We start from the raw sequence: 13,856 nt of genomic DNA, 5'->3' as shown, positions 1-13,856 counted from the left end.
GTTGAAAACTAATGACCAATGACCAATGACCGATAACTAATGACCAATGACCAATGACCAATGACTAATACATGTGCGATTCAATTTGACTTAAGGGCACAAAACACTCTTGAGGTAAAAGAACTGGTTGGTTAGTAAAAATAACCTTACCTCGATGAGTCACACGATTAATTGCTACACCGGAAGGTTGCCCAGCTATTTCGGGATGGACTTCACAGTGAGTATAGTATATCTGCCCAGCAGCTCTGATTACAGCAGGATCAATCAAAGGCGATTGGTTCTTTGGGGCGGTAAAATTTACTTGACCTTGTCGTAATGCGTACACTATCGACTGTTATTTGATTGCTAGATTTCACTTTAGTTTACCCGAAACTTATAGCAAAGGTTGCCAAATTGCCCAAGTTGATCTACAAAATTATTTTTCTTCAATAGCCTTAATGAGTGAGTCTCCCATAGCACGGCAACCCAGGAGGTTTTTTCCTGGAGAAATTATATCCCCGGTGCGATCGCCTTGTTCTAAAACTTGCAATACGGCTTGTTCAATGCGATCTGCTGCTTTTGGCTGGTCTAAACCGTAGCGTAACATCATCGCCACACTCAAAACCTGTGCTAGAGGATTTGCCTTATCAAGTCCGGCAATATCTGGGGCGGAACCATGAACTGGTTCAAACACACCAGGCCCAGAAGCGCCCAAACTAGCTGAAGGTAACATCCCAATACTACCTGTGAGCATGGCAGCAGCATCAGAGAGAATATCACCAAACAAGTTGCCTGTAACTATGGTGTCGAACTGCTTGGGAGCGCGTACTAACTGCATAGCTGCATTATCTACATATAAATGAGATAGTTCGATATCTGGATATTCTTGAGAAAGTTGGGTGATGCGATCGCGCCACAACTGAGATACTTCTAATACATTAGCCTTATCCACCGAACAAAGTTTCCCACCGCGTTTTTTTGCTACTTCAAACGCCACTCGCCCAATACGTTCAATTTCCGATTCGGTATAAACCATTGTATTTACACCGCGTTTTTCGCCAGTTTCTGTAGCAAAAATCCCTTTAGGTTTACCGAAGTAAATCCCACCAGTGAGTTCACGCACCACCATAATATCTACGCCTTCTACAATTTCGCGTTTCAAGGTCGAAGCGTCGATTAGCTGGGGCAAAATTTTCGCTGGGCGCAAATTGGCAAATAATCCTAACCCTGCACGTAACCCTAACAAACCTGCTTCTGGGCGTAAATTGGATGGTAGGGAATCCCACTTATAACCACCAATTGCAGCGAGTAACACAGCATCACTGTTACGGCAGGTATCTAGAGTGGCAGATGGTAGAGGTTCACCTGTAGCGTCAATTGCTGCACCACCGATGAGGGCTTCTTGGTATTCAAACTTCAGATCAAATTGCTTCCCTACGACTTTCAGCACATCTACCGCCACTGCCATAATTTCAGGGCCAATGCCATCGCCGGGGAGTAGAGTAATGCGGTAGTTTTGGGTCATAGCTAATTATTACTAGGTAAATGCTTACAGATTAAATATCATACCTAGCAAAATGTCCTGATGGAGTTTTTAATTTATTTGCGTGCGGCTCTAACGTAATCATTTGGCATTGAATAAAACCACTATTGGACTCCTATATCCTTAGTTGAGCGGATCGAAACGCTGCAAGATGAGAGCTATAAACACCACTGGCAAACCTACACCCATGCAAATGAGAGCTTGGATAAGTGTTAAAGGTGTGGTGTCAAACACTTGATTCATCATGCTCCACTGACTGAACAGACATTGTAAAATCACCACAGCCACAATTCCGAGCGCAGGTGCATAAGCTACGGGTGTGCGTTTACCTTGGATTCTCACAACTAGAGATGGTAAAAACTGGGTAATGCTTAACAGGTAAAAGACTTCTGCTGCCACCAATCCATTAATCGCCATCGTGCGAGCTAAGGCTTCATTGCCTGTAGTTTGAAGTATCCATTGAAACACCCCAAAAATTACCACCCAATTGAAAACAGAAATCGCTAATATGCGCTTAAGTAAACTACCTGATAAAAGCTTTTCTCTAGGGTTGCGTGGTGGTTGCTGCATCACCTGTCCAGATTTTGGCTCAAAAGCGAGGGGAACAATCAACCCTACTGAACTGACCATGTTCAACCAGAGAATTTGGATTGGTAAGATGGGAAGCACAGTTGCCAGGAGAATGGCAATCAAAATCGTCATGGATTCTCCAACGTTGATCGGCAGCAAGAAGGCGATCGCTTTTCGCAAGTTGCGGTAAACACCACGTCCTTCCTCCACAGCAGCTTCTATTGAGGCGAAGTTATCGTCAGTTAGAAGCATATCCGCCGATTCTTTGGCAACCTCTGCCCCGGCTATGCCCATTGCTACACCAATATCTGCCTGTTTGAGAGCGGGAGCATCATTTACGCCATCTCCAGTCATGGCAACAATTTCACCCTGAGACTGCAACGCTTTCACCAGATGCAATTTTTGTTCGGGAGCAACTCGCGCAAATACCATACCTTGTTCAGCCGCTTGGGCGAATTCTTTTTCATCCATCTGAGCTAATTGCTGTCCGGTAAATACCTGTTCTTCAGTCGAGCAAATTCCCATTTGGCGGGCGATCGCAGTTGCTGTAAGCGCATGATCCCCAGTGATCATCTTCACCTGAATTCCAGCAGATTGACAGGCCTTTACTGCGGCGATCGCTTCCTCACGCGGCGGATCGATTATGCCCTGAAGTCCCAGAAACACCAGTCCTCGGTCGATATCATTGCGATTTAAAGAGCGCTTAGTGGCAACTTCTTTGCTGGCAAAAGCTAGCACTCGTAACCCTTGGTTTGCCATACCAGCAACTTCCTGCTCCACTGCGGCAGGATTGAGACGAACGAGTTGTCCTTGAGCATCGAACATGCGATCGCATCGTTGGAGAATTGCCTCTACAGAACCTTTGAGATAAATGATATTGAGCGATCGCTTTGCATCTAATTCGTGCAAAGTCGCCATATACTGGAATTGAGACTCAAAGGGAATGGTGTCTATTCTACGTAACTCTTGCTCTAGATTCCCTTGCGTCAATCCCGCTTTATTGGCAGCTGTAATCAATGCTCCCTCAGTTGGGGTTCCTACTAAGTCCCACTGTCCATCTCCCCATTCAATGTGAGAATCATTGCAGAGCAATCCTGCTTCCAGGGATTCCCAAAGAGCAATATGTCCATCTGCATTGAAATCAACAGGCTGTTGATCCATTAGGATTTCACCGTCTGGGGCATAACCAATACCGCTAACGGTGTAGTGTTGCCCACCCGCATAAATCTTTTGAACCGTCATCTGATTTTCAGTTAATGTCCCAGTTTTGTCAGAGCAGATAACAGTGGTACTTCCCAAGGTTTCCACTGCGGGTAGCTTGCGAATAATTGCCTTACGTCGTGCCATCCGGGAAACTCCGATCGCTAAAGTGACGGTAACAATTGCAGGCAATCCTTCTGGAATCGCGCTGACTACCAGAGCTACACTCGCTTTGAAAACATCAATCCAAGATTCACCCTGTCCTAATCCGACTGCAAATGTCAGGGCAGCTAAACATAAAATGACATACAACAAGCTTTTGCTAAACTTGTCAATATTTCGTGTCAGCGGTGTTTTCAGATTTGTGCTGCTTTCAATTAATTGCGAGATGCGACCGGTTTCAGTGGCATCTGCGATCGCTACTACAATCCCTTCTGCCTGTCCAAAACTAACGAAACTTCCTGCGTACACCATATTGCTTCGTTCCGCTAACGGTGTTTCGACAGCCAGCGATGCTGTTGCTTTCTCAACCGGAACGGATTCGCCTGTTAAGGCAGACTCGTCAACTTGCAAGCCACGCACACTTAATAGCCGCAGATCCGCAGGTACTTTATCCCCAGATGCCAGCAATACCAAATCACCAAGAACAAGTTCAGTCGAAGCCAGACGGGTTTTTTGACCATCGCGAATTATAGTTGCTTCGGTAGTGACGGCTTTGGATAAAGCAGCGATCGCGCCTTCTGCTTTCGATTCTTGAATGTAGCTAATGATGACATTAATTAGGGTGACGGCAAAAATTACTCCCGCATCTATCCAATCTCGCAGCAGCAGCGTTACTACTCCCGCCGTCAGCAAAATATATAGTAGTGGTTGATTAAATTGCTCTAAAAATCGTAGCCAAGGACTTTTTCCACTTTTACCAGTCAGTTGATTTGCACCCATCTGCTGGTGTCGTTTGGTAGCTTCTTCATGGGTCAAACCTGCTTCCGGATGGCTGGCTAACGTTTGCACAACCTTTTGTTCACCCAGAGTATGCCATTCATAGTTGAGTAAATCTTCTGTTGTCTGAGCAAAAGTATTTGTCGCGATAGTATCTGCTGTCATCTCAGTCTCCAAAAACTAATTCGTAATTCGTAATTAAGATTCATCAGATTTATATGGATTTCTCTGTTTGAATCTGTACTTTTCTTTTTTCAAATTGGTGTTACTACGAGAATCTTTTGCTAAGTTCATAAATATGCCATTCCCGCACACCCCAATAACGGAGAATCGATTCTGCTTGCCAGATTTCATCTATTGTTCCTTCTACCTTCACCAAAAATTTTTCTTGGCAGGTGGCTGGCTCACAGAGTCTAGGTTGCCTTTCGGGAGCAAACCAACCTTGAAATGCGCCATAAACACTGCCAAAAATCGCACTCGCTCCACCCGCCAGCAGTGTACTCACCACAGATTCAACCGCTAATGCTGGCCCAAAACCAGGAATAATTAATACGCCAAGTCCGGCTGTTAGTGCCAGGAAGCCCCCGGTTGTTCCTCCTGTAATTGCACCTGCTTTAGCACCTTCGATCGGAGTTATGGGATGTTTACCCGCATTAGCATCCTCGTGCAACTTTTCGTCTTCAGAGTCTAAAGTGAACACAGAAATTTTCTGCATGGGAAAGTCAATCGCTCTGAGTTCATCAAGCACCTGTGTTGCAGCCTGACGGGTAGAAATGATACCGATTGCATTTTTAACTGGACTGAAATTCATCACAACATCTCCTATCAAAATCAGTAAGTTTAAAACGAAGCTTTATTAATCTCCAAATAGTAAAAACTATAGTTTTCTAGTGTGAGCATGAACCGTATTAGGTAAGAGATTCGTTTGAAACCTCAGTTAGCTTAGTTTCGTTTCTCTGCTTCTTTTCCAGGATTGCCGATGAATGTGAACGAAAAGTGAATAAATCGTTTATCCTACTTAATTTCACTTTTAAATCACATTTGTCCCTCAAGCTAAAAGACAACAAAAGTGAATGAAGTAATTGATTATTGGAGCTGGATATGAGCTTTAAGAAGATTTTGGTGGCGGTCGATGATTCACCTGCGACTGCAACAGTGTTTACAAAAGCGCTGGAGTTAGCCCAAAGAGATGCTGCTCAGTTAATGATTGGTTACAGCATTGAGCTAGCAGTTTCTACTCAACTCACTGTGAACTTAGTAGACCTGGAAATAGAAACACAACAGGCACAAAGTTTACTCCAGTTGTACTATCAGAAAGCGAAAATACTAGGCATTATGGCAGAATCCAGTTATCAAACAGGAGATCCTGGGACTAACATCTGTGATTTAGCCCGAAATTGGGGAGCAGATTTGATTGTGCTTGGTCGTACAGGACTTAAAGGTTTTGCCGAACTTTTAGCAGGAAGTGTGAGCAATCACGTCGTTCATCACGCTCCATGTTCCGTTCTGGTTGTTCAACGTCAGTAATTCCTTCACAACTGTCTACCAACCGCCAGAATTTTGCTGTTCAAACGTGAGTTTTCTACGAATAGTATTCATTATGCTTGACAAGAAACAATCTAGTTTCCTCGTAGTCCACCAAAGAGACTTTGCGGAGTTTATTTTATGGTAGAGAAATCAAGTTATTTTCTTCCCCTGCTCCCCCTGCTTTATCTGCCTGCCTTCATCCGTAATTTTTGGGTTGATCGATTACTAGGATTAGAATACATGGGGTTGTTTTTAGCAGGAATAACCGTTTTAATGCTGGTTTTTTTATCAACTCATACCCATGAAAATCTACACTGAAATCGAAATTCAGGCATCCGAGAAGCAGGTATGGAACTTACTCACTGATTTTGCCAGTTTTCCACATTGGAATCTGTTTATTCGTCAAATTAGTGGTTCGCTGAGTGAAGGGGCACAGCTAACCGTTCACTTTCAGCCTCCGGGTACAGATATTATGATCTTTCGACCTACTGTGATTACGGTAGAACCTAATCGTAAATTGCGCTGGTTAGGGCACTTTTTGATACCAGGGTTATTTGACGGTGAACACAGCTTTATTATTGAACCGCTAGGAAGCGATGTCTACGACGGGCTACGCCTACGCGTCCGCTTCATTCAGCAAGCATCTTTCCAGGGTTTACTAGTACCTTTGCTGGCTCGTCGATTAAATATTGACGTTCGTCAAGGGTTTGAAGCCATGAATCAAACATTAAAAACCAAGGCAGAACGCATTAATCAAACTACGACTACTTCATTAAATACACAAGTCTAGCTGAATCCCCAAATTAAAAGAGGCATATATTACTACAAATATCTAGAAAGCGCGATCGCGTTCTTTTATAGATAATTTTCTGCCCAGATTTCATTACCCTTTCTGACATCATTTGTAAGTCCCTGATATTAGAAAAATTGGTACAATTCACTGACGCTCTGAATTAATGTTTTAGAAAATACGTCTAAAAATAATCTTGTTTCTTTATAGGTACAGTTCGATGAAAAATAATCATATACTGCCTATCTGTTTCTACTGAGGTTACAAAATGCTTCTTAAGTTAGGTATTATGTCACTTGGGTTAGGATTTGCAGCTCATTGGTTTGCAGTTTGGTTTGGCATATTAGTCAACAACTTCATAGCGCACTAACTTTCTAACATCTTCACGGGGTAGACCTAGTTCTTGGGCAATTGTCGCTTCTATTTGACTGAATTCTATCGTTGGAAGTTCTAATTCCAGTCGCTTCAAGATGGGGTCTGCTGTTTCCACTTCTACCTGGGTAATTCTTTTAGTTCGGTTGACAGCAGCGTTAATCAGCAATACATTGACTGATACCCGTGCTTCAAGTTGAGTATCTGACTGAAGTTTTTTCTTCGTGGAGTGGGGTCGGCTTAACTCTTGAGCAGCTAGGAAATTACAGCCAAGCCAAAACACAACCGCTACCAGTGGTAGAGGCAACCAAAACTCTAATCCCAGCCCTTGCAGCCAACGTTTACTAATACGCCACACACTACACCTGCTTCTGATTTTGCTAGGTCACACTTCATGTATATCCTAATGGGGTAGACAATCCTCTGAAATCTGACTGATGAAAGACGTTGAGATTGCTTCAATGGATTATTCTAAACAAGCACAAGTGTATAAAGGTGATGAAAATCTTACTGGTAGAGGATGATCCCAAGCAATTAATGCCGCTGCAAATGGTTCTCTCTCAGGCTGGACACAGCGTCGATGGTGTCAAGGATGGTGAAACCGCTCAATGGCTTTTGGCTGAAAAAGAATATGACCTGCTGATTTTGGATTGGATGTTACCTCGGATTAGTGGAGTGAGTTTGTGTCAACAGTATCGGGCGGCGGGAAAAACAGCTCCCGTATTAATGATTACGGCAAAAGATACCACACCCGATAAAGTCATAGGATTAGATGCTGGAGCTGATGATTACCTCGTCAAACCGATTGATATCGTGGAGTTCATGGCACGGGTGCGGGCATTGAGGAGGCGATCGCCTCTCTGGCAAGGAGACACCCTCTGCTTGGCAGACCTCGAACTTCATCTCGATAGACTAATTTTGGAGCGACAAGGGGCGATCGTATCCCTTTCCAGCCAGGAATTTCAGTTGCTAGAGTACTTCATGCGTCATCCTAAGCAAGTCCTGACTCGTAACCAGATTGAGCAAGCTGTATGGGAGTGGGGTAGTGAACCAGAAAGCAATGCAATCACCGTTCTAGTTCGTAAACTTCGCCAACGTTTGCAAACATTAGCAGCAGCCGATTGGATTGAAACTGTCTACGGTATGGGCTATCGCCTCAACCCTCCAGAACCATCTTGAAACTTGATAATGGCTGAGACGAGGTAGGGAATAGTGTAGTTCAATTACTTGAAAAGTTTTGTAATTACGAATTATGAATCACGAATTAGCATAAGTTGTGTTTAACCGCAGTCGTCGTAACTTAGCTCGTTGGTTTACCCTTTCAATGGGGTGCATTCTGATTCTCTTTGCTGGAGTCATTTATAATCTTGAGATAAAAGACAAGCTCAAAGCATTAGATCAACTGCTTTATAAAAGAGCAGAGCTAATGGCAGCCAGTTCGCAGTATCGGCTGTATCAAGGACAAAAAGAAGTCGATCTGAGCAATATACCGCTATTGGGTAGTGGTTCTCACCCCGCTGATATTGAACTAGTGTATATTCGCTGGTATGACCCCAATGGCAAACTCAATCGGTTTTTTGGTACTCTACCTCCAGAGCAGTTAGAAATAGCATCTGAGTTTCTCACGATTAAGTCTGTTGACCAGTTTACAGGTAAGACGCTTTGGCTTCGTCAAGTCACGCTACCTGTTCAAGGCGGAAATTCGGTCATCGGTTATCTGCAAGTTGCTATCCCATTGACAGAAACTCAAAATGAGCTTAGAGAATTTCAGTTAATATTGACGCTGGCTGTACCTGTAGCACTGGGGTTAATTGGACTTACAGGTTGGGTACTCAGTGGCATAGCTATGCAGCCTGTTCAGCTAGCCTATAATCAACTGCAACGCTTCACATCAGATGCTTCTCATGAGTTGCGCTCGCCCCTTTCTGCGATTTTGACCAATGCCCAAGTTGGGTTACTAATGGCAGCAGACCATCCTCAAATCCATCCCTCAGTGGAGAACATCATCGATAGCGCCAAGTCGATGAGTACCTTGGTCAATAACCTACTGCTGTTGGCTCGGCATCAGGGAAAATTAACTCCCGAATCTCTCAAAAAGGTTAATCTCAATAGCTTGCTAGAGAATTTAGTTATTTATTACAATACTGTTGCTGCAAAAGCGTCGATCAAGTTGATCAGCCATTTACCAAAACAACCTATTAAGTTGTGGGCTGACCCCGATTTGCTGCGGCTAGCTGTGGAAAACTTGCTCAACAACGCTTGCAATTACACTCCGTCTGGTGGAACTGTCTGGTTACGCTTAGAACCTCACCCAGATCGGGCAGTAATTCAGGTTATTGATACTGGAATTGGAATTCCAGAGGCAGATTTACCTTACATTTTCGATCGCTTTTACCGAGTTGATACAGAACGTGCCAGAGAAAGCGGCGGATTTGGGTTGGGATTAGCGATCGCTCAACAAATTGTCCAGGCTCACGGTGGTCACATTCATGTGATGAGCAATGAGGGTAAAGGCTCGACGTTCCAGATAAAGTTACCACTTATGAGCCATTCCTAAATCACCTTTAAGAAAAGTTTATTTGGTGGACTACTAGGCTAAACAGTCAAGTTTTAATCTGAGAATTTTACTAAATAGCAGAATACAAATTAAAAAATAGGTAGGGCATACGCCTTACCTATTTTGCTAATTTATGACCTGTTCCAAGCCTTGATAAAAGCAATTACTGAATGTCCACAAGCATTCATCATTACTCCATTTACCGTACCACCAACCGCAGACCCGATAAAAGGCATCATTTTTGCTACGTTCACTAAAGTTTTTTCGCCTGCTTTAGAGATTAACTTAATTCCTAAAGCTTTATTTATCTGAGCAAAAGTTTTACCAGGAATAGACATCAAAGCTTTCTGAATAGCTTGTGATGCTGCCTTAGTTCCTAATTGATTAGCCAGTTCAGATACACTAACTCCAGCAGCAGCAGCTAAGACTAAGGGTTGTGCAGATTGGCTATTGGTGTCAATTCCATATATGGTGAAAAGAGTAGATGCGAGTTTGACTTGGGAATATAAAGTATTGGCAATATCAAAGGGTATTCCAACGATTCCTACAAACCCACTCCCAATACCCTCGCCTACTGACCAGAGTGTTGACTGATATATAACGTTATTTGCCATCTTATCTTTATCACCCCACCACCGCGAATCGTTGAGATATGTTTGCCCCCACTCTCTACCTCCTTCAATTGCACTAGCAATAGTTTGCCCGATAACAGGCATTTTCATAATCGATTCAATATCCATACAGCTTTTACCTAATTAACTGAAAAGACCTAGAGATTTATAGTTTTAGTATTCCCAGTAGGAACCAACTAATTATTGGTATGATTTAAAACTTTAGTGAAGATAGTGGTAAATAATGTCCATTACTCAAAGCAACTTTACGTAAAGCAGTTTCAATTTCCGAAACAGGCCTGACAAAAGCTGTAGAAAGAGGTTAGGTTAAGTGTTAATCACAAGCCGCATCCCAGCAGCGATGGTAAAAGAATTAGCAATTTGCACCCGTGGACTAACTAAGCAATTTGACCGGCATATTGCTGTCAATGATGTTGATTTAGAAATCCAGGCGGGGGAAGTATATGGATTGATTGGGCCGAATGGCGCGGGTAAAACGACTCTCATCCGCATGTTGGCAACTGCTGAGGAACCAACTACAGGTGAGATTTATATTAATGGCGATCGCCTACTCCGTGACAAGAGTAATCCCAAACTTAAGCGTCGTCTAGGCTACTTACCCGATGACTACCCGCTATATGAGGATTTAACAGTCTGGGATTACTTAGATTATTTTGCGCGTCTGTATTGTTTGCGAGAACCACGTCGCACTCAACGCCTGCATGAAGTTTTAGAACTCATCCAACTTGGTAATAAACGCAATAGTCAGATTTCTACTCTGTCGCGGGGGATGAAACAGCGCTTGAGTTTAGCGCGAACCATTATCCACGAACCAATTTTACTATTACTAGATGAGCCTGTTTCTGGGCTTGACCCCATCGCCAGGATGCACTTCCGGGAAATCATCAAGGCTTTGCAAGAAGCTGGAATGACTGTGATCATTTCCTCCCACGTTCTCAGTGATTTAGCGGAACTCTGCACATCCGTGGGAATTATGGAACTTGGCTTCTTGGTAGAAAGTACTTCCCTACAGCAACTTTACCAACGTCTTGCTCATCAGCAAATTGTGATATCAACTCTAGGGAATCTAGAGGCACTTTTGAGCGAATTAAAACATCATCATTTAGTAGAAGAGTGGGAGGTAATAGCAGGAAAAAACAGCGTGCGGGTGAATTTTTCGGGCAAAGAGGAAGATAGTGCTGAGTTGTTGCGATCGCTCATCAAAGCAGGCATTCCCCTAACTGATTTTCACTGTACGCAAGAAGACTTAGAAAGTATTTTCTTAAAATTAGGTCACAAACAAGCATCTTGATACGTCAATAAATATCACTCCCCATTTTGGAGAATTTTTTCCTATGATGCCAAATTTGATAGATAAAATCGGTGATTGGAATCCGCAACTTTTGCGGGAAATGAAAGGACGCCTGAAATTTTTTAATGTAGCGATCGCATTTGCAACTTCCCTACTACTGCAATTAGTAGTTTTTTTATATCAGTTCCGCGAATCTCCTGGTGATAGATACTCGCTAACTGCCACATACTGTAATCTGCGTCAAGTATATCAACAGCAACAAAATCGGCTTTACCAGCAATCAGATCAATCTATAATTGATGAATTCAATAATTTCCTATCAAATAATTTTTGTCCCCAAAATGAAATTAATTGGCAGTTGTGGTGGCGAGACCATTGGGAATATATATTCCTCTCTTTTACTGTAATTTTTGGATTTACACTATTAGTTGCAGGAACTTATTTACTAATCAACGATTTAGCCAAAGAAGAAACTCGCGGTACGCTGAATTTCATCCGTCTTAGTCCCCAGTCAGAAACAAGTATATTGACTGGTAAGTTGCTAGGAATTCCAAGTTTAATTTATTTGACTGTTTTAGTAGCAGTTCCTTTACATTTGTGGGCCGGACTTTCTGCCCAAATTGCCTTTAGCTACATTTTGAGTTATTACGCAATTATTATTGCTAGCTGTATTTTCTTCTACAGTACTGCACTACTATTTGGCTTAGTTAGTCGCTGGTTTAGTGGTTTTCAACCTTGGTTAGGTAGTGGTGCAGTTTTCCTTTTCTTGTTGATAACGTTTCAGATAACATCATCAGATCATTCAGGCGCTTGGTATAATTCAACGGCTTGGTTGAGGCTGTTTGCTCCTTGGGATGTAACAAATTATCTATTTCCTAACTTATTTCATCTAGACAAGGGTTCTACCTTGAAAAAGTTGCAGTTTTTCTATTTACCATTAGGCACAAGTGTTGTTAGTGTTGTTTGCTTGTATTTATTAAACTTTCAATTGTGCAGTTACGGTATTTTACAAGCTCTTAAACGTTGCTTCCGTAATCCTCAAGCCTCAATAATCAGTAAGAAGCAAAGTTATTTACTAGTAGCTTTTTGCCAATTGATGACATGGGGATTTGCTCTACAAAATGGGAATAATAATAATACATGGGATGAACAGGTTGCGGGAAATTTCGTTTTGCTGGCAGTGTACAACTTGGTGTTGATTTTAAGTTTAATTGCAGTTCTTTCCCCTCATCGTCAAGATGTACAAGATTGGGCAAGATATCGACATCAGGGAGTTTCTAACTATAAGAGTGTTTGGCAGGATCTAATTTGGTCTGAAAAAAGCCCTGCACTTGTGGCGATCGCTATTAATTTGACAATTGTTGCTATTCCTTGGTTAGTTTGGCTTTTACTTACATCTGTTGTTGACGCAAACAATGGCCGAACGGAAATTGTTAACGAGATTGACAGGTTTAAAGTACTTTTAACTATAGCTTTGTCCATCAGGTTAATGATGATTTATGCTACCATCGCCCAATTGATACTTTTGCTGAAAACTCGTAAGCGTTCTTTCTGGGCAATTGGGACTTTAGGTACTGTAATGTTTTTGCCACCGATGATTCTAGAATTTATTGGTATCTCGTCATGGAAATATTCTACTGTATGGATGTTTACAACTTTTCCTTGGACAGCTATAGAATATGCTGGGGCAACAACAGTTTTTATGGCACTCTTAGCTGATTTGAGTGTTCTAGCGTTGTTAAATTTCCAGTTGACAAGGCAGGTGAGATTAGCAGGCGAATCTGCTACGAAAGCATTGTTGGCAGGACGTTAGGTAAGTAGTTGAGACACGTTAAATCCCCGATTTATTTGAAAAGTCGGGGATCTTGTTTTTTATGTAGCATTGGTATAAGTATCACAACAATCTGAGAATCATGTTAAATATCCCTACTCAAAACCTACGCAACACAGTCATCCAATTTTTAGAAGAAAGTCCTCCACAGCGTTTACAAATTCTTAAGCAAATGGGCATTGCTCGTTATGATTTTTTAACTAAGATCCGCCTGAATGAAGCAAATATCATCTGTATGATGCGGTTTTTTAAATATCCAAGTCAGCTAAAGTTTCCGAATCTTATAGGAGCAGATTTATCTGGTTTAATTTTGGATGGAGTAAACTTAATTCGAGGAAATTTGTCAGAAGCAAATCTACAAGGTAGCAGTTTAGTCAATGCAGACCTTTTATTTGTAAATTTTACGAAAGCCAATTTGATAAATGCAGATTTACGAGGTGCAACTTTGAACGAGACTATTTGGTTAGAGACTCTAGTAGATAAGTGTCAGCTTGGTATAGGTACTGGTTTAACTCAGCTACAACGTCAAGATTTACAACTGCGCAAAGCAATATTTAATTCTTGAGAAGACGGTAATTAAAACACAAAAAATTATAAAATTATTGGATTGAGATTGACCTGGATA

General features: G+C 42.1%; 14 protein-coding genes. 8 read left to right on the top strand and 6 right to left on the bottom strand.

From position 1 onward, the window contains the following. Positions 1 to 64: 64 nt before the first annotated feature. The 4 genes from HWQ58_RS36340 to HWQ58_RS36325 all read right to left on the bottom strand — a co-directional run bounded on the left by HWQ58_RS36340 (position 65) and on the right by HWQ58_RS36325 (position 5,042). Positions 65 to 325 carry a hypothetical protein gene (locus tag HWQ58_RS36340; RefSeq protein ID WP_104908437.1) on the bottom strand — a complete coding sequence of 87 codons (261 nt, stop codon included), beginning with the start codon at positions 323 to 325 and terminating at the stop codon, positions 65 to 67. 90 nt (positions 326 to 415) lie between these two features. Then, positions 416 to 1,504: a 3-isopropylmalate dehydrogenase gene (gene leuB / locus HWQ58_RS36335; protein ID WP_292873439.1), complete on the bottom strand. Its 1,089-nt coding sequence runs from the start codon at positions 1,502 to 1,504 to the stop codon at positions 416 to 418. Positions 1,505 to 1,645: 141 nt separating this feature from the next. Beyond that, positions 1,646 to 4,396: an HAD-IC family P-type ATPase gene (locus tag HWQ58_RS36330; protein WP_292873437.1), complete on the bottom strand. Its 2,751-nt coding sequence runs from the start codon at positions 4,394 to 4,396 to the stop codon at positions 1,646 to 1,648. Between the two features lie 103 nt (positions 4,397 to 4,499). After that, positions 4,500 to 5,042 carry a hypothetical protein gene (locus HWQ58_RS36325; RefSeq protein ID WP_292873435.1) on the bottom strand — a complete coding sequence of 181 codons (543 nt, stop codon included), beginning with the start codon at positions 5,040 to 5,042 and terminating at the stop codon, positions 4,500 to 4,502. Between the two features lie 290 nt (positions 5,043 to 5,332). Here HWQ58_RS36325 and HWQ58_RS36320 point away from each other — a divergent pair, with 290 nt between their 5' ends. The 3 genes from HWQ58_RS36320 to HWQ58_RS36310 all read left to right on the top strand — a co-directional run bounded on the left by HWQ58_RS36320 (position 5,333) and on the right by HWQ58_RS36310 (position 6,548). Continuing rightward, positions 5,333 to 5,758, top strand: a complete 426-nt coding sequence (locus HWQ58_RS36320) for a universal stress protein (protein ID WP_292873433.1) — start codon at positions 5,333 to 5,335, stop codon at positions 5,756 to 5,758. Positions 5,759 to 5,896: 138 nt separating this feature from the next. Further along, entirely contained in the window at positions 5,897 to 6,076 is a 180-nt protein-coding gene (locus HWQ58_RS36315) for a hypothetical protein (protein WP_292873431.1), read from the top strand. Then, complete coding sequence (locus tag HWQ58_RS36310) at positions 6,060 to 6,548, top strand: SRPBCC domain-containing protein (protein WP_292873429.1); 489 nt, start codon at positions 6,060 to 6,062, stop codon at positions 6,546 to 6,548. Before HWQ58_RS36315 ends, HWQ58_RS36310 begins: the two co-directional genes overlap by 17 nt. Before the next feature lie 343 nt (positions 6,549 to 6,891). On the opposite strand, the gene HWQ58_RS36305 is transcribed toward HWQ58_RS36310, so the two are convergent. Continuing rightward, entirely contained in the window at positions 6,892 to 7,278 is a 387-nt protein-coding gene (locus HWQ58_RS36305; protein ID WP_292873427.1) for a hypothetical protein, read from the bottom strand. Positions 7,279 to 7,418: 140 nt separating this feature from the next. On the opposite strand from HWQ58_RS36305, the gene rppA reads away from it, so the two are divergent. Then, on the top strand, positions 7,419 to 8,099 hold the full coding sequence (gene rppA / locus HWQ58_RS36300; protein ID WP_292723872.1) for a two-component system response regulator RppA: 681 nt from the start codon (positions 7,419 to 7,421) through the stop codon (positions 8,097 to 8,099). Between the two features lie 97 nt (positions 8,100 to 8,196). Continuing rightward, positions 8,197 to 9,477, top strand: coding sequence for a HAMP domain-containing sensor histidine kinase (locus HWQ58_RS36295; protein WP_292873425.1), 1,281 nt, complete (start codon positions 8,197 to 8,199; stop codon positions 9,475 to 9,477). Between the two features lie 131 nt (positions 9,478 to 9,608). Here HWQ58_RS36295 and HWQ58_RS36290 read toward each other — a convergent pair whose 3' ends face one another. Further along, positions 9,609 to 10,217 carry an EcsC family protein gene (locus HWQ58_RS36290; protein WP_292873423.1) on the bottom strand — a complete coding sequence of 203 codons (609 nt, stop codon included), beginning with the start codon at positions 10,215 to 10,217 and terminating at the stop codon, positions 9,609 to 9,611. A 232-nt stretch (positions 10,218 to 10,449) separates the two neighbouring features. Here HWQ58_RS36290 and HWQ58_RS36285 point away from each other — a divergent pair, with 232 nt between their 5' ends. From HWQ58_RS36285 to HWQ58_RS36275, 3 genes are all read left to right on the top strand, one after another. Further along, on the top strand, positions 10,450 to 11,400 hold the full coding sequence (locus HWQ58_RS36285; protein ID WP_292873624.1) for an ABC transporter ATP-binding protein: 951 nt from the start codon (positions 10,450 to 10,452) through the stop codon (positions 11,398 to 11,400). A 43-nt stretch (positions 11,401 to 11,443) separates the two neighbouring features. Next, entirely contained in the window at positions 11,444 to 13,213 is a 1,770-nt protein-coding gene (locus tag HWQ58_RS36280) for an ABC transporter permease subunit (protein ID WP_292873421.1), read from the top strand. A gap of 100 nt (positions 13,214 to 13,313) precedes the next feature. After that, positions 13,314 to 13,796, top strand: coding sequence for a pentapeptide repeat-containing protein (locus HWQ58_RS36275; RefSeq protein ID WP_292873419.1), 483 nt, complete (start codon positions 13,314 to 13,316; stop codon positions 13,794 to 13,796). Positions 13,797 to 13,856: the final 60 nt, after the last annotated feature.

This window comes from Nostoc sp. LPT (assembly GCF_017115165.1).
Taxonomy (GTDB): Bacteria; Cyanobacteriota; Cyanobacteriia; order Cyanobacteriales; family Nostocaceae; genus Nostoc.
Note: the sequence above shows the minus strand (reverse complement) of the source record. Positions and strands in the feature narration are given on the sequence as shown.

Bases quoted from the DNA above. Each gene is read 5' to 3' on its own strand.
- leuB (WP_292873439.1), bottom strand. From the start codon at position 1,504: ATGACCCAAAACTACCGCATTACTCTACTCCCCGGCGATGGCATTGGC.
- HWQ58_RS36330 (WP_292873437.1), bottom strand. From the start codon at position 4,396: ATGACAGCAGATACTATCGCGACAAATACTTTTGCTCAGACAACAGAA.
- HWQ58_RS36325 (WP_292873435.1), bottom strand. From the start codon at position 5,042: ATGAATTTCAGTCCAGTTAAAAATGCAATCGGTATCATTTCTACCCGT.
- HWQ58_RS36320 (WP_292873433.1), top strand. From the start codon at position 5,333: ATGAGCTTTAAGAAGATTTTGGTGGCGGTCGATGATTCACCTGCGACT.
- HWQ58_RS36315 (WP_292873431.1), top strand. From the start codon at position 5,897: ATGGTAGAGAAATCAAGTTATTTTCTTCCCCTGCTCCCCCTGCTTTAT.
- HWQ58_RS36310 (WP_292873429.1), top strand. From the start codon at position 6,060: ATGAAAATCTACACTGAAATCGAAATTCAGGCATCCGAGAAGCAGGTA.
- rppA (WP_292723872.1), top strand. From the start codon at position 7,419: ATGAAAATCTTACTGGTAGAGGATGATCCCAAGCAATTAATGCCGCTG.
- HWQ58_RS36290 (WP_292873423.1), bottom strand. From the start codon at position 10,217: ATGGATATTGAATCGATTATGAAAATGCCTGTTATCGGGCAAACTATT.
- HWQ58_RS36285 (WP_292873624.1), top strand. From the start codon at position 10,450: ATGGTAAAAGAATTAGCAATTTGCACCCGTGGACTAACTAAGCAATTT.
- HWQ58_RS36280 (WP_292873421.1), top strand. From the start codon at position 11,444: ATGATGCCAAATTTGATAGATAAAATCGGTGATTGGAATCCGCAACTT.
- HWQ58_RS36275 (WP_292873419.1), top strand. From the start codon at position 13,314: ATGTTAAATATCCCTACTCAAAACCTACGCAACACAGTCATCCAATTT.